Source organism: Microcystis protocystis FBCC-A270 (assembly GCF_050500235.1).
GTDB classification, from domain to species: Bacteria; Cyanobacteriota; Cyanobacteriia; order Cyanobacteriales; family Microcystaceae; genus Microcystis; species Microcystis ichthyoblabe_A.
In genome coordinates, this window is the sequence record NZ_CP191407.1 from 2,423,528 (window position 1) to 2,442,311 (window position 18,784).

Annotated in this window: 12 protein-coding genes and 3 pseudogenes; 6 read left to right on the forward strand and 9 right to left on the reverse strand. The window is 41.8% G+C overall.

Going from position 1 to position 18,784, the window contains the following annotated elements:
* Nucleotides 1-344 precede the first annotated feature (344 nt).
* The gene (gene mutL, locus ACQY1X_RS11770; protein ID WP_069475421.1) at nucleotides 345-1,997 is read left to right on the forward strand and encodes a DNA mismatch repair endonuclease MutL; all 1,653 of its coding nucleotides are present in this window, start codon (nucleotides 345-347) and stop codon (nucleotides 1,995-1,997) included.
* A gap of 359 nt (nucleotides 1,998-2,356) precedes the next feature.
* Here the strand turns inward: mutL and ACQY1X_RS11775 are convergent, their stop codons facing one another.
* Nucleotides 2,357-3,400, reverse strand: coding sequence for an IS630 family transposase (locus ACQY1X_RS11775; RefSeq protein WP_069474877.1), 1,044 nt, complete (start codon nucleotides 3,398-3,400; stop codon nucleotides 2,357-2,359).
* A 401-nt stretch (nucleotides 3,401-3,801) separates the two neighbouring features.
* Here ACQY1X_RS11775 and aroQ point away from each other — a divergent pair, with 401 nt between their 5' ends.
* Nucleotides 3,802-4,257, forward strand: a complete 456-nt coding sequence (gene aroQ / locus ACQY1X_RS11780; protein WP_002734113.1) for a type II 3-dehydroquinate dehydratase — start codon at nucleotides 3,802-3,804, stop codon at nucleotides 4,255-4,257.
* A gap of 24 nt (nucleotides 4,258-4,281) precedes the next feature.
* Here the strand turns inward: aroQ and ACQY1X_RS11785 are convergent, their stop codons facing one another.
* The 4 genes from ACQY1X_RS11785 to ACQY1X_RS11800 all read right to left on the reverse strand — a co-directional run bounded on the left by ACQY1X_RS11785 (nucleotide 4,282) and on the right by ACQY1X_RS11800 (nucleotide 8,986).
* Nucleotides 4,282-6,081, reverse strand: a complete 1,800-nt coding sequence (locus ACQY1X_RS11785; RefSeq protein ID WP_430014626.1) for an ABC transporter ATP-binding protein — start codon at nucleotides 6,079-6,081, stop codon at nucleotides 4,282-4,284.
* A gap of 40 nt (nucleotides 6,082-6,121) precedes the next feature.
* The gene (locus ACQY1X_RS11790; RefSeq protein ID WP_193977943.1) at nucleotides 6,122-7,198 is read right to left on the reverse strand and encodes a phosphotransacetylase family protein; all 1,077 of its coding nucleotides are present in this window, start codon (nucleotides 7,196-7,198) and stop codon (nucleotides 6,122-6,124) included.
* Between the two features lie 37 nt (nucleotides 7,199-7,235).
* Complete coding sequence (gene ebsA / locus ACQY1X_RS11795) at nucleotides 7,236-7,610, reverse strand: type IV pilus biogenesis protein EbsA (RefSeq protein ID WP_103111116.1); 375 nt, start codon at nucleotides 7,608-7,610, stop codon at nucleotides 7,236-7,238.
* Nucleotides 7,611-7,729: 119 nt separating this feature from the next.
* Entirely contained in the window at nucleotides 7,730-8,986 is a 1,257-nt protein-coding gene (locus ACQY1X_RS11800; RefSeq protein WP_430014627.1) for a GAF domain-containing sensor histidine kinase, read from the reverse strand.
* Between the two features lie 388 nt (nucleotides 8,987-9,374).
* Here ACQY1X_RS11800 and ACQY1X_RS11805 point away from each other — a divergent pair, with 388 nt between their 5' ends.
* Together ACQY1X_RS11805 and ACQY1X_RS11810 are read left to right on the forward strand one after the other, a co-directional pair.
* Entirely contained in the window at nucleotides 9,375-9,695 is a 321-nt protein-coding gene (locus ACQY1X_RS11805; protein ID WP_002732265.1) for a DUF3155 domain-containing protein, read from the forward strand.
* A 371-nt stretch (nucleotides 9,696-10,066) separates the two neighbouring features.
* Nucleotides 10,067-11,083 carry a type I glyceraldehyde-3-phosphate dehydrogenase gene (locus ACQY1X_RS11810; RefSeq protein WP_002731954.1) on the forward strand — a complete coding sequence of 339 codons (1,017 nt, stop codon included), beginning with the start codon at nucleotides 10,067-10,069 and terminating at the stop codon, nucleotides 11,081-11,083.
* A gap of 88 nt (nucleotides 11,084-11,171) precedes the next feature.
* On the opposite strand, the gene ACQY1X_RS11815 is transcribed toward ACQY1X_RS11810, so the two are convergent.
* The gene (locus ACQY1X_RS11815) at nucleotides 11,172-11,948 is read right to left on the reverse strand and encodes an ABC transporter permease (RefSeq protein WP_002734326.1); all 777 of its coding nucleotides are present in this window, start codon (nucleotides 11,946-11,948) and stop codon (nucleotides 11,172-11,174) included.
* A gap of 127 nt (nucleotides 11,949-12,075) precedes the next feature.
* Between ACQY1X_RS11815 and ACQY1X_RS11820 the strand changes: the two genes are divergently transcribed.
* The gene (locus tag ACQY1X_RS11820) at nucleotides 12,076-13,188 is read left to right on the forward strand and encodes a DegT/DnrJ/EryC1/StrS family aminotransferase (RefSeq protein ID WP_002734534.1); all 1,113 of its coding nucleotides are present in this window, start codon (nucleotides 12,076-12,078) and stop codon (nucleotides 13,186-13,188) included.
* A gap of 148 nt (nucleotides 13,189-13,336) precedes the next feature.
* Here ACQY1X_RS11820 and ACQY1X_RS11825 read toward each other — a convergent pair.
* Both ACQY1X_RS11825 and ACQY1X_RS11830 read right to left on the reverse strand, forming a co-directional pair.
* Nucleotides 13,337-13,639, reverse strand: a pseudogene (locus ACQY1X_RS11825) (IS4 family transposase); the annotation flags it as partial.
* 378 nt (nucleotides 13,640-14,017) lie between these two features.
* A complete protein-coding gene (locus tag ACQY1X_RS11830) occupies nucleotides 14,018-15,061 on the reverse strand; it encodes an IS630 family transposase (RefSeq protein WP_069474877.1) in 1,044 nt (347 codons plus the stop codon).
* A 482-nt stretch (nucleotides 15,062-15,543) separates the two neighbouring features.
* Here ACQY1X_RS11830 and ltrA point away from each other — a divergent pair.
* Nucleotides 15,544-17,511, forward strand: a pseudogene (gene ltrA / locus ACQY1X_RS11835) (group II intron reverse transcriptase/maturase).
* A 78-nt stretch (nucleotides 17,512-17,589) separates the two neighbouring features.
* On the opposite strand, the pseudogene ACQY1X_RS11840 reads toward ltrA, so the two are convergent.
* A pseudogene (locus ACQY1X_RS11840) lies at nucleotides 17,590-18,699 on the reverse strand (IS4-like element ISMae7 family transposase); the annotation flags it as partial.
* Between the last annotated feature and the right edge of the window lie 85 nt (nucleotides 18,700-18,784).

Here is an 18,784-nt window from a genome sequence, read left to right on the forward strand (position 1 = left end):
AATCCGTCTGAATCTTTTTGTTGGGTTTCCTTGGGTCTATTGTTGGGTTTCCTGACGTCAACCTAATACCATTTCTCTAAATGAAAACTACACATCGAATTTAAATCCCCCTTTAAGTTCCCCTTTTTAAGGGGGATTTAGGGGGATTAAACTTCTGTAGTCAGACTTTGGAGAATTGGTATAACTCATTGGACTTGCTCCAGGACTATCGCTATATTTGATCGGTGCAGCGGGATGGCAAGGAAGCAGCGATCGCCGATAAATTGCTAGGGAGCGGAGTCCTTAATCATGCACCCCCTGTGCGACAATATATCGAGTTTGCCCTTGGCTAAAACCATTAATTGATGACCTTGCCCATACAAGTTTTACCCCAAGACGTAATCGATTTAATTGCCGCAGGAGAGGTAATCGACTCTTTAGGCGCTGTGGTGCGGGAATTAGTCGAAAATGCCATTGATGCGGGGGCAGATAGGATTACCATCGATATATCTCCCCAAAATTGGCGAATACAAGTATCGGATAACGGTAGGGGAATGTCTAGAGAAGATTTGCAACTGTGTAGCTATGCCCACAGTACCAGCAAAATCCGCCAACGGGAGGATCTTTGGCAGATTACCAGTCTCGGATTCCGTGGTGAAGCTTTGCACAGTATCGCACAGGTGGCGCGTCTGCGGGTTGCCAGTCGCCATGACGGTGATTTAGGTTGTTATTGTCTTTACAATCACCAGGGTGAGCCGGATAATTTAGAAACGATTCCTATAGCTATCGGCACTATCGTCACGGTAGAAAATCTCTTTGGTAACTTTCCTGTGCGTCGTCAAGCTTTACCGTCAATTAACAAACAATTAAAGGATATACAGACTTTAATTCATAATTTTGCTCTCTGTCATCCCCAAATTACTTGGCAGGTTTTCCAAGATCATCAAGATTGGTTACGCATTAGTCCGGGTAAGGATGCCAGTCAAATATTACCGCAATTAGTTAAATCTCTGCATTTTAACGATTTAGCAGCCCTAAAACTTGACTTAACGACTCCTGACGCAGAATCTGCCCAAATTGAATTAGTCATTGGTTTGCCCGATCGCATTTCTCGCCATCAACCGAATTGGGTTAAAATTGCTGTTAATGGGCGAATGGTGCGCTCATCCGAGTTAGAACAGGCAATATTTCAAGCTTTCGCTCGTACAGTCCCTAAAGATCGCTATCCCGTTTGTTTTCTCCATCTACATCTTAACCCTCGTTCGATCGATTGGAATCGTCACCCAGCTAAAGCGGAAATATACCTGCATAACCTCGTTTTTTGGCAAGAACAGATAATTTCAGCCATAGACAAGGCTTTAGGACTAAATCCCGAACATATACCCGAAAAAGCGCAAAATCAGCGCGTCAGTCAAATTCTCAAGGCTGCCGAAGAAAAAAGCACCTATATAATAGGGGAGAAATCCAGGAAAAATCGGCTGGAATTAAAGGCATTAGCTCAAATTCACCAAACTTATATAGTTGCCGAACATCCTAACGGATTATGGTTAGTGGAACAACATATTGCCCATGAGCGGGTTTTGTACGAACGTTTAGAGGATAACTGGGAAATCGTGCCGTTAGATACTCCGATCATCTTAAATCAGTTAACTACTCGACAAATCGAACAATTACAACGTTTAGGATTAGAAGTTGCTAGTTTTGGCGATCGCTCTTGGGCAATTCGTAGTATTCCTGTTCTACTAAAAGAACGGGAGGATCGGGCTGATGCTTTACTAGAATTAAGTTTAGGGGGCGATTTACAAACCGCTCAGGTTGCTACCGCTTGCCGTAGTGCGATCCGCAACGGTACAGCTTTAAGTTTAGAAGAAATGCAGAATTTACTCGATGATTGGCAAAATACTCGTAATCCCCGCACTTGTCCCCACGGAAGACCGATTTACTTATCCTTAGAAGAAACTTCGCTCGCTCGCTTCTTCCGGCGTCATTGGGTAATCGGCAAAAGTCACGGCATTTAATCAGTTATCAGGATTCAGGAGTCGGGATTCAGGAGATTATTTTTATTTATTCTCCTCTCCCCTCTCTGGGCTCTTCTAGGTTCTGTGTGATAAGTTTAACTTATACCAATTCTCCAAAGTCTGACTACAGAAATTTAATCCCCCTAAATCCCCCTTAAAAAGGGTGACTTAAATTCGATGTGTAGTTTTCATTTAGAGAAATGGTATTACATATCAGGAAAGGCACTGCTGCAAGGGGAATGACTCTCAAATTATTACAGATGTATCAGCAGCTGCGTGTAAGCATCCCACCGAAAAACTAATGCGCTTCGGGGTTTGGGGGGTTCCACCCCCCAAAAGCTTGGATTGAGTGATATACTTTAGACGTTCATAATCTGAGATTTATTAAACTTCTGAAATCGTAGAGTCAGCAAGGAATCCAGTTCTTTTTTATGTTTCAGATGGGCATCATTCAGACATTCATAAATGGCTGAAGAAAAGTCAGAAAAGTTTTCATAATATTTACCATGTAAACATTTCTTTTTGACAAATTTCCACAGCCTTTCAATTAAATTTAGATTAGGCGAATAAGACGGCAGATAGAGTAGCTCTATTGACAAAGAAAGAGCCAATTCTTCAACAATTTTACATTTCTGATAGCGGGCATTATCTAAGACTAGAGTGATGGGAATCATTAGTCCTAAAGCAGCTATTTTTTCAAGAAGTTCACAGACTTGAGTTGCCGTAATATAAGTGTCATTAGTAACTAGAATAACTTCATGAGTTATTGCATTTAATGCTCCTAAAACATTGAAGCGTTTACGCCCGCTCGGTGACTTAACAAAAAGTCTCTCAAAACACCAAACAAAACCGAGAAATGCTCCCATGACGAAGTGAGCGGCATCAACAAAAAAAACAGCCCTTTTTCCTTCTTTAGCCTCATTTAGTCTGGGTTCTAGCTTTTTTTCTTTGTAGTCTTCTTGTTCATCTGGGTCAGCTTTAGAAGGAAGAGAACCTATTTTTAAACATTTCATTCCCAAGGATTTTAAGAATTTCCTCACTTGGGTAGGACTTCGTTTTATCCCTGTCAATTCTTCTATTCTATATACAGCTTCATTTATTGTGGCTGGTGGATTTTTCTCGAAATATTTTTTGAGTGTTTCTCTTTGAGACTCTAATTCACTTTTAGGGCGATAGAAGTTGATTTCTTTTAATTTTTCTATTCCGCCCTCTTGATAATCTCGAAGATAGGTTAATAAGGTATTTGGCGAGATTCCTGCTAACTGACAAATTTTTTTGTGCGGTATCTTTTGGCTTTTTAACCAGAGAACTTCCATCTTCAGTTGAACCCGGGGATGAGGATGATGAAATCTTTCATAATACAGTGAGTTCTTTTCTTCTTCCGTGAATTCTAGGTTAATCATGTTTTTAATGAGTGCTTTGCTTCTAATTATGACTCTTGAACTATATTATTGTCTTTGAGTAAAAAATGCAAGTTATAACCGTGCAAAGTATAGAATCGCAAGCAATACTAAATCCGTTGAGTATGGGCTACATATCAGGAGAGGCACTCCTGCAAAACGGAGAATAAATAATCAGTTTTTATAGCGTTTCCTAAGCTAGTGAGGTACACCTGTTTTTCTTCCCCTTAGCCTTTTGCCTCTTGCATGAGTGCCTAAAACCCATAACTTTTGTACCTCAGCAGACTGAAAAACGCTATAATAACTGGATTTAGTCTGATTACCCTAACGGCAAAAATGCTGTTGATAGGCAATAATCCCTGATCGAGATAAGATTAATTCTGGTGATGATAGGGAAGACAGTGGTGAATAAACTAAGCATTCTGGTTTTACACGGACCGAATTTAAACCTATTGGGGAAAAGAGAGCCGAATCTCTACGGTAACATCAATTTAGAAGCGATTAACCAGTTTTTAAGCGAAGAAGCTACCCGTTTAGGGGTGAATTTAACCGCGCACCAGTCCAATCAGGAAGGGCAATTAGTGGACTGGATTCAGCAAGCATGGGGTCAGCATAACGGTATTTTGATTAATGCAGCAGCTTATACTCATACCAGTATCGCCATCCGCGACGCACTCTTAGGCACAAAAATCGCCTGTGTGGAAGTACACTTAAGCAATATTTACAAACGCGAGTCTTTTCGTCATCATTCCTACATTGCCGATATAGCTATCGGACAGATTAGCGGTTTTGGGGCCGAAAGTTATCGCTTAGGATTATGGGCATTAGTCGATTATTTGCAAAAGAATGGGAAAATTTAAGACAAATGCTGGAACTTCGGGCTTTTAAACCCAAATTTTCGATAAACTAGCGTAGAGGCCGTCTTTAGTTAATAAATCTTCATGGGTTCCCGATTCGACTAATTCCCCGCGTTTCAGGACAAGAATTCGATCGACATTGCGAATAGTGGAGAGACGATGGGCGATAATAATAGCAGTACGATCGACTACAATCTGTTCTAAAGCTTCTTGAATTAATACTTCTGTCCCCACGTCTAAACTAGCAGTAGCTTCATCTAAAACTAAAATTTCAGGGTTACGAATAGCGACTCTCGCAAAAGCGAGTAATTGTTTTTGTCCTCCCGACAAATTTGCGCCCCGTTCGCGTAAAAGAGTATGATAACCATCCGGTAACTCCTCGATAAAGTGATCGATATTAGTTAATTTAGCCGCTGCTTTCACCTGCTCAAAATCATAATTTTCTCCTAAAGTAATATTGCGAGTCACATCTCCAGCAAAGAGAAAAGTTTCTTGGAGAATCACACCGATATAACGTCTTAATTCCGCTTGGGGAAGATAACGGATATCGATACCATCCACTAGAATTCTGCCCTTACTTGGTTCGTAAAGACGACAGAGAAGACGAATAATCGAACTTTTTCCCGCACCAGTGGGACCGACTAAAGCGACTTTTTCCCCCGGATTAATGGTAAAATTGAGACCTTTGATAATATATTCATCTGGTTTATAACCAAACCAAACATTTTCAAAAATAATCTCGCCAGTTTTAAGTTTTGCTGGGAAAGAAATCTCTTTATAATTGTTAGAATCAGTAATTTCAATGGGAATACTCATTAATTCCCCAATGCGTTCAATAGCAGTAAAACCCGATTGAAACATGGTAAATTTTTCGGCAAACTGACGCAGGGGATTAAAGAGACGTTGGGAGAATAAAATAAAAGCCGATAAAACCCCAAAATCAATGGTTTTTTGGAGAATAAAAATACCCCCTAACCATAATACTCCTGCCACGGCAATTAATCCGATCCATTCCAACGTAGCTGAGACGGCCGAATCATAAAAAATTGTTTTATCTAGGGAGCGACGATACTGAGTATTGGTAGCGCGAAACATTTCAGCGTTAAAGCGTTCGCGGCGAAATAATTGAACAATATTAACTCCGACTACATTTTCCTGTAATTGGGCATTAAGTTTTGATAATTGCTCGCGTACCTGATAGTTAGCCCTACGGTATTGTTTTTGAAAAAAGATAATTAAAGCAGTGACAGGAAATAACATCAACACCAACAATAGAGCTAATTGCCATTGCAGGGTAAACATGGTGAGGATAATAACTAAAATATTGACCAGATCACTGACAACTCCGATCGCCCCACTAGCAAAAACTTCTCCTAATGCTTCCACATCGCTGGTTAAACGAGTGACTAAACGTCCCACGGGAGAGCGATCAAAAAAACTAGAGGAAAGGGAAGTAACATGACTAAATAAATCTTCCCGGACATTAGCAGTAATTGACTGACCGACTTTCTGCACTAGATAACCTTGTGTTGTCCCTAAAATCAGTCGTAAAATAATCGAAACCGACAGGATAATAATTAGGGTATTAATGGCTGCTGTTAAGGGCATTTGAGACAAAAACCCCCAGGTTTGTTCCTTTTGCAAAAGGGAAACCGCTTGACCGATAATTAAGGGTTGGATCGCCCCCGTCAGAGATAGGGGAAAAAGAAGTATTAATGACCAAAATAGCAGGGCTTTTTGCTTTTTTGCGTAGGGAAGTAATCTTAATAATAAGCTCCAGTCATTTTCTTTGACCGGAGATGACACAGGGGAGGATGATAGACTCATGAAGTGATTTCCCATGAAATTCTGGGCAGCAGGGGAGAAATTACGCCCCTATTGTTAACTTTTCTAACAGGCGATCGATTTGGAAATGTTCCCCCATTAATTCGCGAATACAAGCGACTTTTACCTGTTCCTGTAAGCGAATTTTCCCGAAGGCCTGATCGACGATTTCCACGGTACTGAGAGTATCTAAATTTACCGAGAGAATCGGTACTTCTAAATCCTCGGCCCGTCCCAAAATTAGGGGATCTGGAGAGATAGAACCAGTTAAGATCAAACAGGTGGTAGAAGTTTCTAGGGCAGCTAACTGGAGGTCTGTGCGATCGCCGCCCGTGATCACGGCCATATTTTCCCCCTTGCGAAAATATTCTAAAGCGGCGTTGACATTCATCGCCCCGATCGCTAAACTTTCTACCATCCAATCTAAACGATCGGGACGACATAATACTTTGGCCCCCAAAAGATGGACAATTTCCCGAACACTAATACTACGCAATAATTTACTAGCAGGTAACAGTCCTAAAACTTCCACTCCTTGGCGGGACAAATAGGGTTTCAGGAGAGATTGTACTTCCTCCCAATCATCTTCCGGGATATCACTAATCACTACCCCCAGCAGCTGATTATTTAATTCCTCTCTTGCTTTCAGCAGACTCTCGGCAATTAGGGGAGAACTATAGCGGGCCACCAATAGGATTGGAGTCTGGAGAATTTTGGCCATCTCCCCCATCGATAACTGAAAAATACTGCCTTCCCAGAGAGTCCCCGGCCCTTCGAGGAGGATAATATCACTGTTAACTCGATCGAGATAACCAGCAAGAATATTGCCGTAGTCCTGTTGATCTACACCTTGTAAACGTTTAGCAACGGAATCCGCATCAGTGTAGATCAGGGGTAAACGCAGCTGCTCCGGGGATAATTCTAATAATTGCCGAATAAATTCTACATCCTCATCGACCAATTGCCCATCGACGTATCCCGGACAATTGCCCACTGGTTTGCCGTAACTTATCTCTAGTCCTTTTTGTCGCAAGAGATGCGCTAACCCGACGACAGTTCCCGATTTACCACTGAGGGGTTCCAGGGAAGAGATAAGTATAGATTTGGCTGATTTGGCCACGATTTGCTCCTTTTAACCCGTAAAATCCCGACTTTTATCATTCAAATTGCAGCAGTTTCCGATAAAATCCCTGCGAAAAGTCGGCCGAACCTAGCTGCTTAAAGGTTTTAATTGCACCGATGAGATACTCGATCAACTCGGCGTTAAGAATCGTCATTTCATAGCTTAGGTCGGCCTGTCCTTCAAATTGTAAACGACAACGGGTCAATTCCGAGGGCAATTTTGATACATACCAAGAGGCCACAAAGGGAATCCCTTCGCTATTTTCTATGTGACGACGACCTTCTAAAGATCCTCCTTGATACAAAGCGATCGCATAGGGCAAGATACTATGTTTGTCCTTGGCATAGTAGGGCATATATACTAACACATCAGCCTTATTAGCGGGTTCTAATTGTTCGATCGTCGGCATAATTAGTCAATTCTTTGGTTCACAGCCAAGTTACCAGTAAAAATGATATTTTCCCTATATTTTAACCGAACGCCCCCATAATCTCCCGATCAAGAAAATAGGCAGATTTTACGGCTAGATCAGCTTTCTCTACTGAGGTGATCATCGGCTATAACTGGCATACTAACCCGAAAAACCGTGCCGGGGTAAGGGGAACTTGTTGGATCGGGATTAGGACTGATAAATTCAATCGTCCCCCCCATGCTGGTAATTAATTCTTTGGCGATCGCTAAACCCAATCCCGTACCAGGTATATCTCCCCCTGCTTGCACTCCCCGGTAGTGACGTTGAAAAATTCTTTCTTGATCACTCCTCGCTATACCATAACCCGTGTCTTTAAAAACAATTTCTACACTATTCTTAACATTTTTTACCTCGACGGTGACTTTTCCGCCAGCAGGAGTATATTTGAGAGCATTATCAATTAAATTGCTGAATACTTCCCGCAAACCGGGGATATTGGCCCGAATAAGTGGTATGTCTTCCCCGTGAATCGTTTCTAGACTGAGATTTCTCTCTTTGGCTACAGCCTGGGCCGAAAGGAGCAGCGGATCGAGAATATCATGGAGATCGATCGGAGTTAGTTGGCTGCTGCCAGCAGGTAAGAGAAAGGTGGTGGGGGAAGATTGCGCTTGCAGGAGAGGAATATCGACGGTGGGGTAATTTTCGCTTTCTTGCTGAATTTGTGCCTCAAATTCGGCAATTAAGTCCCGAACTCGATCGCTTTCCCTCAATATACCGGTAATGGCAGGATCGTTACCTTCTTCGGCTAAAAGCCTTTTGAGTAGAAGTTTACCAAAGGTTTTTAAAGCGGTAAGGGGATTGCGGATTTGATGGAGAAAAGTATCGAGGCGCTGACGTTGCCATTGTCGATAATAACGTTCTTCTCCCAATTGGCGATCGAGTACACAGGCTAAAGCGAGGGTTTGGGTGATTTTTGCCATCTGGGTTAATTCCCAACTTTGCCAAGGTCGTTTTTCTCTGGTTGTCACCAATAATCCGATCATGCCCTCTTCATACATTAAGGGTAAAAACAAGCGATGACCGCTGACGGTCTCCTGATTACTCCAGAGGTGGGATAAATCTTCTAACTTAACCGCAGTTAACAAGTCAGCCGCCGGTTGCCCCGGTTGTAAGGAAAGCCGCTTTTTTTGGGGAGAAGGGGGATTAAAAGGCGGATAAACAACGACTGGAATTAAATTACTCGATAAAGGTTCAGTTAAATAAACCGCACTTCTGTCCGTTTCCATTTGCTCTCGCAAAAGTTCCATCTGTGTCTGACACAGGGCAATAAAATCATCACTCAGGGGAGTCCGGGAGGGGGAGGAGAAGGGCATACTAAGAAAGTAAAAAGTAAAAAATCAGAAAACCTTGATAAAGCTAGGGTTACGAGTTTTATTTCCCAGTTGACAGGGGAGAGAATGACTCTCTCCTTGGGTCGGGTGCAGCCAGTAAAAAGCAATTAGGATAAGGGTTTGGTCACTGTTTTCGGGGTGGATCACGGTATATATTAAAAAAAGTTTAAAAATAATAAGTTTTGTATCGGGATTTGGGGCTGTGTTTTTGTCAGAAAAACTTAAACATAGTCCCAGTCTAGCTTCCGGTCAAACTTGTCCGTAATTGGCTTTCTAAGGGACACTTGATTTCTCGATCTAGAAGGGATATAATCGCTACGGCTTTTGTAACTATCATTACAACGATTAGCCAAAACAGGAGGTAATTGGGTTGGCCAGAAAACGGAAACGTAAGAGTCGCCGTCGTCAAGAAGGACGTAAGATACTTGAACTTGTACCCCAGTATAGTATTGAAAGTGGCGAAGATAAACCCGTAACTGCGGCGCGTAAGTATATTCAAGCTATAGGCATTAGCCCACCAGCTTTATTGGTTGTTAAGCGTAACGAGCATACAACCGATCGCTATTTCTGGGCTGAAAAAGGACTGTTTGGAGCGCAATATGTGGAGGAAAACCACTTCCTTTTCCCAAGCTTGCGCGATCTGCAGCCCCAGCCTCAGCCCGTCAAAGCACCGGTAGCAGTTGCCAAATAACTCAAAGGACTATTAATCGTATCATGGAAAGTGAACTCGTTTACGGAAAAGTAAACGAGTTTTTTTTGAGGATAAGAGGAGCGGGGACCTTTAAGTGATCAGTAATCAGTAAACTGAAAACTCACATCTGATTACCGAAAAGGCGGACAGCTAAGGAGGGAATGGGGTTATGAGAATCTTTTAGGGGTTATTTAGGCTAATTTTGGCTTTAAATCGCTTTAATCAATTAAATTTTCTCATTTAAACCCGATAGGATTGCTGAGGTAATAAATTATTTTCGATCAGGATCGTAAAGTTCAACCTTTAAGGTATGATTGGGAACATTAATTATTTTTTTATGTATTGCACTAGAACGTAGAGGGCAAGCAGCAGTGATTAGAGTAGCGATCAATGGTTTCGGACGGATTGGACGTAATTTCCTAAGATGTTGGTTAGGACGGACTAATAGTGGCTTAGAAGTAGTGGGGATCAATGATACATCAGATCCCCGGAGTAACGCTCACCTGCTCAAGTATGACTCGATGTTAGGCAAACTTAACGCTAATATCGATGCCGATGATAATTCTTTAATTGTTAACGGTAAAACCATTAAATGTTATTCCGATCGCAATCCCCTCAATCTGCCCTGGGCAGAATGGGGTGTAGATTTAGTGATCGAAGCTACCGGTGTTTTCGTTGATGAAGAGGGCGCTTCTAAGCATATTGTCGCAGGAGCTAAAAAAGTCCTCATTACCGCACCGGGTAAAGGTTCGGGAGTGGGAACCTATGTAGTTGGTGTCAACGCTCACGAATACGAACACGATAAATACAATGTCATCAGCAATGCCAGTTGTACGACTAACTGTCTTGCTCCTGTCGTCAAAGTGATTCACGAAAACTTCGGTATCATCAAAGGGACGATGACCACCACCCACAGTTACACTGGTGATCAACGGATTCTGGATGCTAGTCACCGGGATCTGCGTCGCGCTCGCGCCGCCGCCGTTAACATCGTTCCCACCTCCACCGGTGCCGCTAAAGCTGTAGCCTTAGTTATCCCGGACATGAAAGGGAAACTTAACGGTATCGCTCTGCGTGTACCCACTCCTAACGTTTCTGTGGTGGATTTAGTGGCGCAAGTGGAAAAAAGCACGATCGCGGAACAGGTAAACGAAGTCCTCAAAGAAGCTTCGGAAAATTCTTTAAAAGGAATTCTCGAATATAATGATTTACCCCTCGTTTCCTCTGATTATCGCGGTGTTGATGCCTCCTCGATCATTGATGCTAGTCTCACCATGGTGATGGGTGGCGATATGGTGAAAGTTATCGCTTGGTACGATAACGAATGGGGTTACTCCCAACGGGTGGTTGATCTCGCTGAAGTCGTTGCCAGCAAGTGGAAAGGCTAAATCAGTGATCAGTCAACTGTAATCGGTGAACAGTGGGCGTTAATTAGGAGTCAGGAGTGGTTAGTGATAACTGACTAACTGATAACTGTTAACTGATAAGTGATAAATTCTCACCGAAAAAGCGCCGATAGATTCCCTCTGTCACCAATTGAGCGGTGATTAGGTTAGCTAGGGCAATCATAAACAGGATCAGTATCTGGTAGGAAGCGGCGTTTAAAGGTTCACTTCCTGCCAATACCTGTCCGGTGAACATTCCGGGTAAACTGACTAAACCCACCACCATCATCTGATTGAGGGTGGGTATTAAACTAGCTCGAATCGCTGCTTTTTGGTAAGATGCGATCGCTTGTTGAGGGGTTGCCCCTAAACAAAGATGGGTTTCGATTTCCAAACGGTGACTTTTAATGGCACTGCTTAATCTTTCCCCGGCTAAAGAGGCACTATTCATGGCATTGCCTAACACCATCCCCGTCAAGGGAATCAAGTATTGGGGTGAGTACCATTGTTCTGGTTGAATAATTAAAGCGATTGCATAACCTAAAGTTAGACAGCTACTAATCAATAAAGAGCCAAAAACTAGGGGTAATAAGCCTTTATCTCGGCTATCAATGCGATTTTTAGCAACAATAGTCGCGATAGTCATCATTACTGCCAAAATCCCCAGCACGGCTAGAGGATTATCCAGGGAAAAAATAAAGGCGATAACGTAGCCTACCACTAATAATTGCAGGATCGATCGACCAGTCGCCAATAATAATTGGCCCTCTAGAGCTAAATTTGACCAACGGGAGAGGATTAAACAAATACCCATCATCCCCAAAGCCCAACCCAAATCCACCAGATTTAGTTCTACTAATCCATCCATAAAAATAAAAGAAACAAATTACAACAATACTTAATCTATAAATAGCAAGTTTATAATTATTTTTGACTAATTATTCCTTCTTTTCCCCAACAAATCCCGATTAGTCTCTAATTTTGAGTGAAAGCGCGTGAGTACAATTCCCCCCGTCGATTTATCCCGTCAATACCAAGTCATCAGCGAAGAAGCTAACCATGCCGTGTTAGAAATCCTCCGTTCTGGGCGCTATATTGGCGGTGAAGCTGTGAGCGAATTAGAACGACAATTTGCCCTCTATCATGGTGTTAGCGATTGTGTCGCCTGTAATTCGGGAACCGATGCCCTTTATCTGGCACTGCGCTCCCTCGGTATTCAAGCGGGGGATGAAGTAATTACTTCCACTTTTTCGTTTATTGCCACCGCCGAAGCGATTAATTTAGTCGGGGCAGTGCCGGTTTTTGTCGATATCGATATTAATACTTTTAACCTCGATGTGGCACTGTTGGAAAAAGCGCTTACTCCCCAGACTAAAGCGATTATCCCAGTACACCTTTTTGGGCAATCTGTCAATATGTCTGAGGTAGTAAATTTCGCTCGTTCCCATAATTTATTTGTAATCGAGGATTGCGCGCAGGCAACGGGAGCAGAATGGCATGGGCAGAAAGTGGGGAGTATCGGCGATATTGGCTGTTTTAGCTTCTTTCCCACCAAAAATTTAGGCGGTTGTGGCGATGGTGGCGCAATTACCACCAATAACCCCGAGTTAGCGGCACAAATTCGCATGGTTAAAGAACATGGGAGCAAGGTGCGTTATTTTCATGAGGTAATCGGTGTCAATAGCCGCTTAGATGCCATTCAAGCGGTTATTTTGCAAATTAAGCTAAAATATCTCGATTTTTGGAATAATCAACGGATCGAGATTGCCCAACGTTATCGGGAATTACTGCAACCTTTGCCTAATATCACTTTACCTACCGCTTTAGCCGGAGGTAAGCACGTTTGGAATCAGTACACAATCCTAACGGAAAATCGTGACCAAATTCGGGCAGCTTTGCAGGAAAAAGATGTCCTATCCATGGTTTATTATCCGATTCCCCTACATTTACAGCCGGTTTATCAGTATTTAGGCTATAAAAAAGGTGATTTACCCATGGCTGAATTGGCCAGTGAAAAAGTGTTATCTTTGCCTATGTTCCCCGATTTAAGCTGCGAGGAACAACAACAGGTAGCCTACGCGCTGAAAGATTGTTTGCATAGTTCCTAAGTTATCAGTGGGAATTATGAATTATGAATTATGAATTAAGTAGGTAGGTGTTAAAAATTGTCAGATTCCTCCCCTTGATAAGGCTATCCATTAGTCACATCTTTCTTAACATAAAATTTGACAAAAAGAGAAAAGTGTGCAAGATGGCTCAAGGGGGTTCTATGGGGGGACTAATTTGATGAGATAGTTTCCAAGTCTGGCTGATATCATGTAACCTTCGCAGTCCCAACCAAATAGTTTTAACACTTGGTTCACCGTCACCTTTTCTACCTAAAAACCCCCCAAGAGAAGCAATCATTCTGACCGCTTCTCGAAAGGAGGGCGGCTTTTCAGGTGGCGGACTCTTTTTATGAATAGTGGCACACAAAGATTGCCATTCATGTTCTTCCAAAAAACTTTCACAACTCTCCTCTCCGTGTAAGCGTGCTTGATAGGTTAACCAAAGTAGTGCGAAACGTTTAGGCATGAAATAGAGCTGAAATGCCCGAAATAACCGCCTAGTAAGGTCTTCAGTCCCCTGACTGAATCTAAGAGGTCAACCCAGACCAGCCTTATAACTGTTTATATGTCCCGACGTTTAGTATCAATGCGATACCAAACTAGGCAAAGGGACTCAAGGTCAATACACTTTGTAACAATTATTCACAAATTGTTACAAAGGTGAGAGTAACGGCGATAGCCACCCCCAGATTCAGAAATCACAATTCTGGGACTGAAGCGGGGAACGGAAGGCTCCGAGGTGTAACCTAACACCAGAATCGAGACCACTGCCAACCATCCATGATTAGGTGTGAACCGAATGTCCGACCTGAACCATCGTAATTATACTTTAGACGTTCATAATCTGAGATTTATTAAACTTCTGAAATCGTAGAGTCAGCAAGGAATCCAGTTCTTTTTTATGTTTCAGATGGGCATCATTCAGACATTCATAAATGGCTGAAGAAAAGTCAGAAAAGTTTTCATAATATTTACCATGTAAACATTTCTTTTTGACAAATTTCCACAGCCTTTCAATTAAATTTAGATTAGGCGAATAAGACGGCAGATAGAGTAGCTCTATTGACAAAGAAAGAGCCAATTCTTCAACAATTTTACATTTCTGATAGCGGGCATTATCTAAGACTAGAGTGATGGGAATCATTAGTCCTAAAGCAGCTATTTTTTCAAGAAGTTCACAGACTTGAGTTGCCGTAATATAAGTGTCATTAGTAACTAGAATAACTTCATGAGTTATTGCATTTAATGCTCCTAAAACATTGAAGCGTTTACGCCCGCTCGGTGACTTAACAAAAAGTCTCTCAAAACACCAAACAAAACCGAGAAATGCTCCCATGACGAAGTGAGCGGCATCAACAAAAAAAACAGCCCTTTTTCCTTCTTTAGCCTCATTTAGTCTGGGTTCTAGCTTTTTTTCTTTGTAGTCTTCTTGTTCATCTGGGTCAGCTTTAGAAGGAAGAGAACCTATTTTTAAACATTTCATTCCCAAGGATTTTAAGAATTTCCTCACTTGGGTAGGACTTCGTTTTATCCCTGTCAATTCTTCTATTCTATATACAGCTTCATTTATTGTGGCTGGTGGATTTTTCTCGAAATATTTTTTGAGTGTTTCTCTTTGAGACTCTAATTCACTTTTAGGGCGATAGAAGTTGATTTCTTTTAATTTTTCTATTCCGCCCTCTTGATAATCTCGAAGATAGGTTAATAAGGTATTTGGCGAGATTCCTGCTAACTGACAAATTTTTTTGTGCGGTATCTTTTGGCTTTTTAACCAGAGAACTTCCATCTTCAGTTGAACCCGGGGATGAGGATGATGAAATCTTTCATAATACAGTGAGTTCTTTTCTTCTTCCGTGAATTCTAGGTTAATCATGTTTTTAATGAGTGCTTTGCTTCTAATTATGACTCTTGAACTATATTATTGTCTTTGAGTAAAAAATGCAAGTTATAACCGTGCAAAGTATAGCTAGTAGTGAAATAGGTTGATACACTGCGTTCAAAAGAACAAGGGGAAAAGTAAGGAATTTACTAACTCACTTACACAGACCTTTAAAAGTACCCCGATGGATAGGACAAATCTAAAGATGGAATGCCCATATAAACGGAACGTGATAAGCCCTTTCAGGCTCTGAGTATCGGTCGAAATACTCAGTAGTGACAAGTGTAAGCGCAAGCCTTCAAGGGTGTGAGATGTAACCAAAAGCCAACGCCTGACGGTAATAGTCGGGATATGCTCACAGGTTACGGTTTGATTGTAAGGATAGAGTCTAGTAGGAGTCTATATGACGAAACCCTTGAGAAGGTAAAGGGTTCGGGAAACCGAAAACCACTAAGACTACGAATGTATGGAAAACTATCAACTGGGGTAAAATCCAAAGATATGTTTTCAAGCTCCAAAAGAGGATATACCAAGCGGCTAAATCGGGACAGGATGCAAAGGTTAGAAGGTTGCAACGTCTATTGGTGAAATCATACTATGCTCGTCTATTAGCAGTTCGCAAAGTAACCCAAGATAATCAAGGAAAGAAAACAGCAGGAGTCGATGGAGTGATAGCAATATCCCCAGAGCAAAGGCTAAATCTAACCGAAGAAATCAAGGGAAAACTTAAAGCAAAACCGTTAAGAAGGGTATGGATTCCTAAACCCGGCAGGGATGAAAAACGTCCACTAGGAATACCAACCATCAAAGACAGAGCTAGACAAGCGTTGATTAAATCGGCACTCGAACCAGAATGGGAGTCAAAAATGGAAGAAACCAGCTACGGTTTTCGACCCGGAAGGTCTGCCCATGATGCAATATCGAGGATATACCTTAGCATCAATAAAAGTAGCTACTTCGTATTAGATGCTGATATTGCCAAGTGTTTTGACCGAATTAATCACAACTTCCTACTGTCAAAAATTCATTGTCCCACTGCCTTGAAAAGAGACATTAAACAATGGCTCAAAGCAGGAGTATTGGATAATGGCGTATTTGAAGAAACAGAAACAGGGACACCACAAGGAGGGGTAATAAGTCCACTACTAGCCAACATCGCACTGGATGGAATGGCAAGATTAATTGGCTCTTCGTTACTTGGTATGGTTCGATAGGGGGGCATAAATCGACTAAATCCTTATCTGGCAAGGGATTTAATTGATTAGTTCACTCTAGATAGAAAATAATTGACAAAAATCGCTAAATGCCTTTCTATATAGGGGTTCCATCCCTTATAACCCCCGTCCATTGCATAACACAAACCGAAGAGCCGATTAATTGAAACACTATTCCCCAAAAAGGGTAGTAAAACTCAAGCTGTTCTAATAAGATACGCCGATGACTTTGTGGTGATTTCACCATCACTCGAAATCATTGAACAGTGCCAAACTGCCATTTCTGAATGGTTAAAACCAATTGGATTAGAACTCAAACCAGAAAAAACCAGAGTGTCTCATACACTCAACCCCATTGAGTACAATGGGAAAACTGAAGAACCCGGTTTTGATTTTCTAGGATTCAATATCAGACAATATCCAACAGGAAAGTACAAATCTGGGAAAACAGGAGGGAGAGGAAGCCAATTAATTGGTCACAAAACCCACATCAAACCCAACCAAAAAGCAGTTAAAGCCCACACAGAAGCGATTAAAGGTGTAATCAAAAAACACAAAACAGCACCTCAATCAGCCCTGATTAGTCACTTAAACCCAATCATTAGAGGTTGGGCTAACTACTACTCAGGAGTAGTATCCACAGATACCTTCAATAAACTAGACAATACAATCTGGTTAATGTTAAGGGCATGGACAGTATCAAGATGCGGTAAATCAAACCACGAAAAGCTGAGAAACTACTTTAGACCGGGTACAGTTAAACTCAGCAATGGGAAAGAAAGGCAAGAATCTTGGTTATTTAAGACCAAAGATGGTCTTCATTTATGGCAACATAATTGGACACCAATTGTCAGACATACCCTAGTACGCCCCGAAACTTCACCTTACGACGGAAATTGGACTTACTGGGCGACCAGACGAGGACAAGCAATCGACACACCGACAAGAGTAGCCAAACTACTTAAGAAGCAACAAGGCAAGTGTAGCCGATGTGGGCAGTATTTCACACCATCGGATTTAATTGAAGTTGACCACATTCACCCTCTCAGCTTAGGCGGAAAGGATGAATATAAAAACCTTCAATTACTACACCGCCACTGTCACGATGATAAATCGGCATCTGATGGAAGCCTAAAATCATCTGGTTTGACATCAACAGTCAACCTAGATAATACAAGGTTAACCAAAGGAAGTCAAGCTGTATCCTTAACAAGGGAACAGTCAAACTAGGAGCCGTGTGAGGTGAAAGTCTCACGCACGGTTCTGAATGGGAGGGGAGGTCGGTGACGACCTTCTCGACCCCTAATATCTCCAAGCTACAATTGAATAGGTAGCTAAGGCCATCTCAATTCTACGACCCGTTTCTAATTGCAGTTTTTCTAATCCACAACCACTTTTTAAAACAAAATGATAGCGTTCTATTAACCAGCGATAACTATACCAGCGCACACAGGTTATCGCTGATTCAAAGCTACTAATGTCTAGGCTAGTTAAGAGGAGCCAACTGATAGGATTAACTCCAGGACGCGGATTTTCTTCTTCAGCTAAAATTACCTGTAATTTGACCGGTTGACGAGGGTTCGCTTTCGAGTGATGCTTAGGTACTTGTATTTCAAAACTGGCAAATCTAACTGTTAGTTTAGCTAGTCTAGCCTCGTGATTAGGATTGCGTTTTACTTGCACATCTAGGCTACCACAGGCTTTTATTTCTCTGATGGATTGATGTAAATATTTAGGCTCTGGATGCCCTGACTTTTGCTTGTCTTCGAGATAGTTAACTTTTCGGTTATGAGTTCCTCGGATTAATAAATGAGAGTTAGGACTTCTTGATTGGGCAAATAAATCAAATATGTCTGCCTCACAATCTCCGATTGTTACTACTTGAATTTCTTCGGGTATTTGTTGTTGTGTTTCTGACAAAGAATCTAACCATCTTTGACTTTCTTTTTCTTCGGTTTCTCTTTTTTTTCTTTGCTTGGCAATCCCTAAATTCTTTTCTTCTCTTGCCCAGACATATTGATTAATCAGTCCTAAAGGTATTCCTTGCGCTGACACTCCTAAGGTGGTATGAACTTTGAGACCAAAGGATTTTTTATAATCTAGATAACCCATTCCTTTTTTGGCTTTTTGCGTCGTAAAGTCTAAACTTGTTGTGTCTTGCACTGCCAAAACTATTGGATGTTCTTTGATTCTTTCTACTGTACTTTTGGCTTGGGCGGCAATTATATCTGAGGGGTGAAAATAGGGGGAATTCCAAAAGTCGTAGGTGGCACTCGCTGCGGCTAGATTTCCCGAAGCTTGTGGCACACTTGTACTAGGTTGGCTGGCCAAGTTTTCTACGATACTGATTAACCTTTTCTTTCTTCTGGTGTCCCCTAGGTCTGCATACTGTAATTCTTGGGCTGCCCATTTCTCCATTTTTTTGCTCACCTCCACCTTAATTCCTTCTTTCAAAACTATACCTATCAATCGTTTCCCCTTTTTTTAAGTTTCTTCTCTTTTT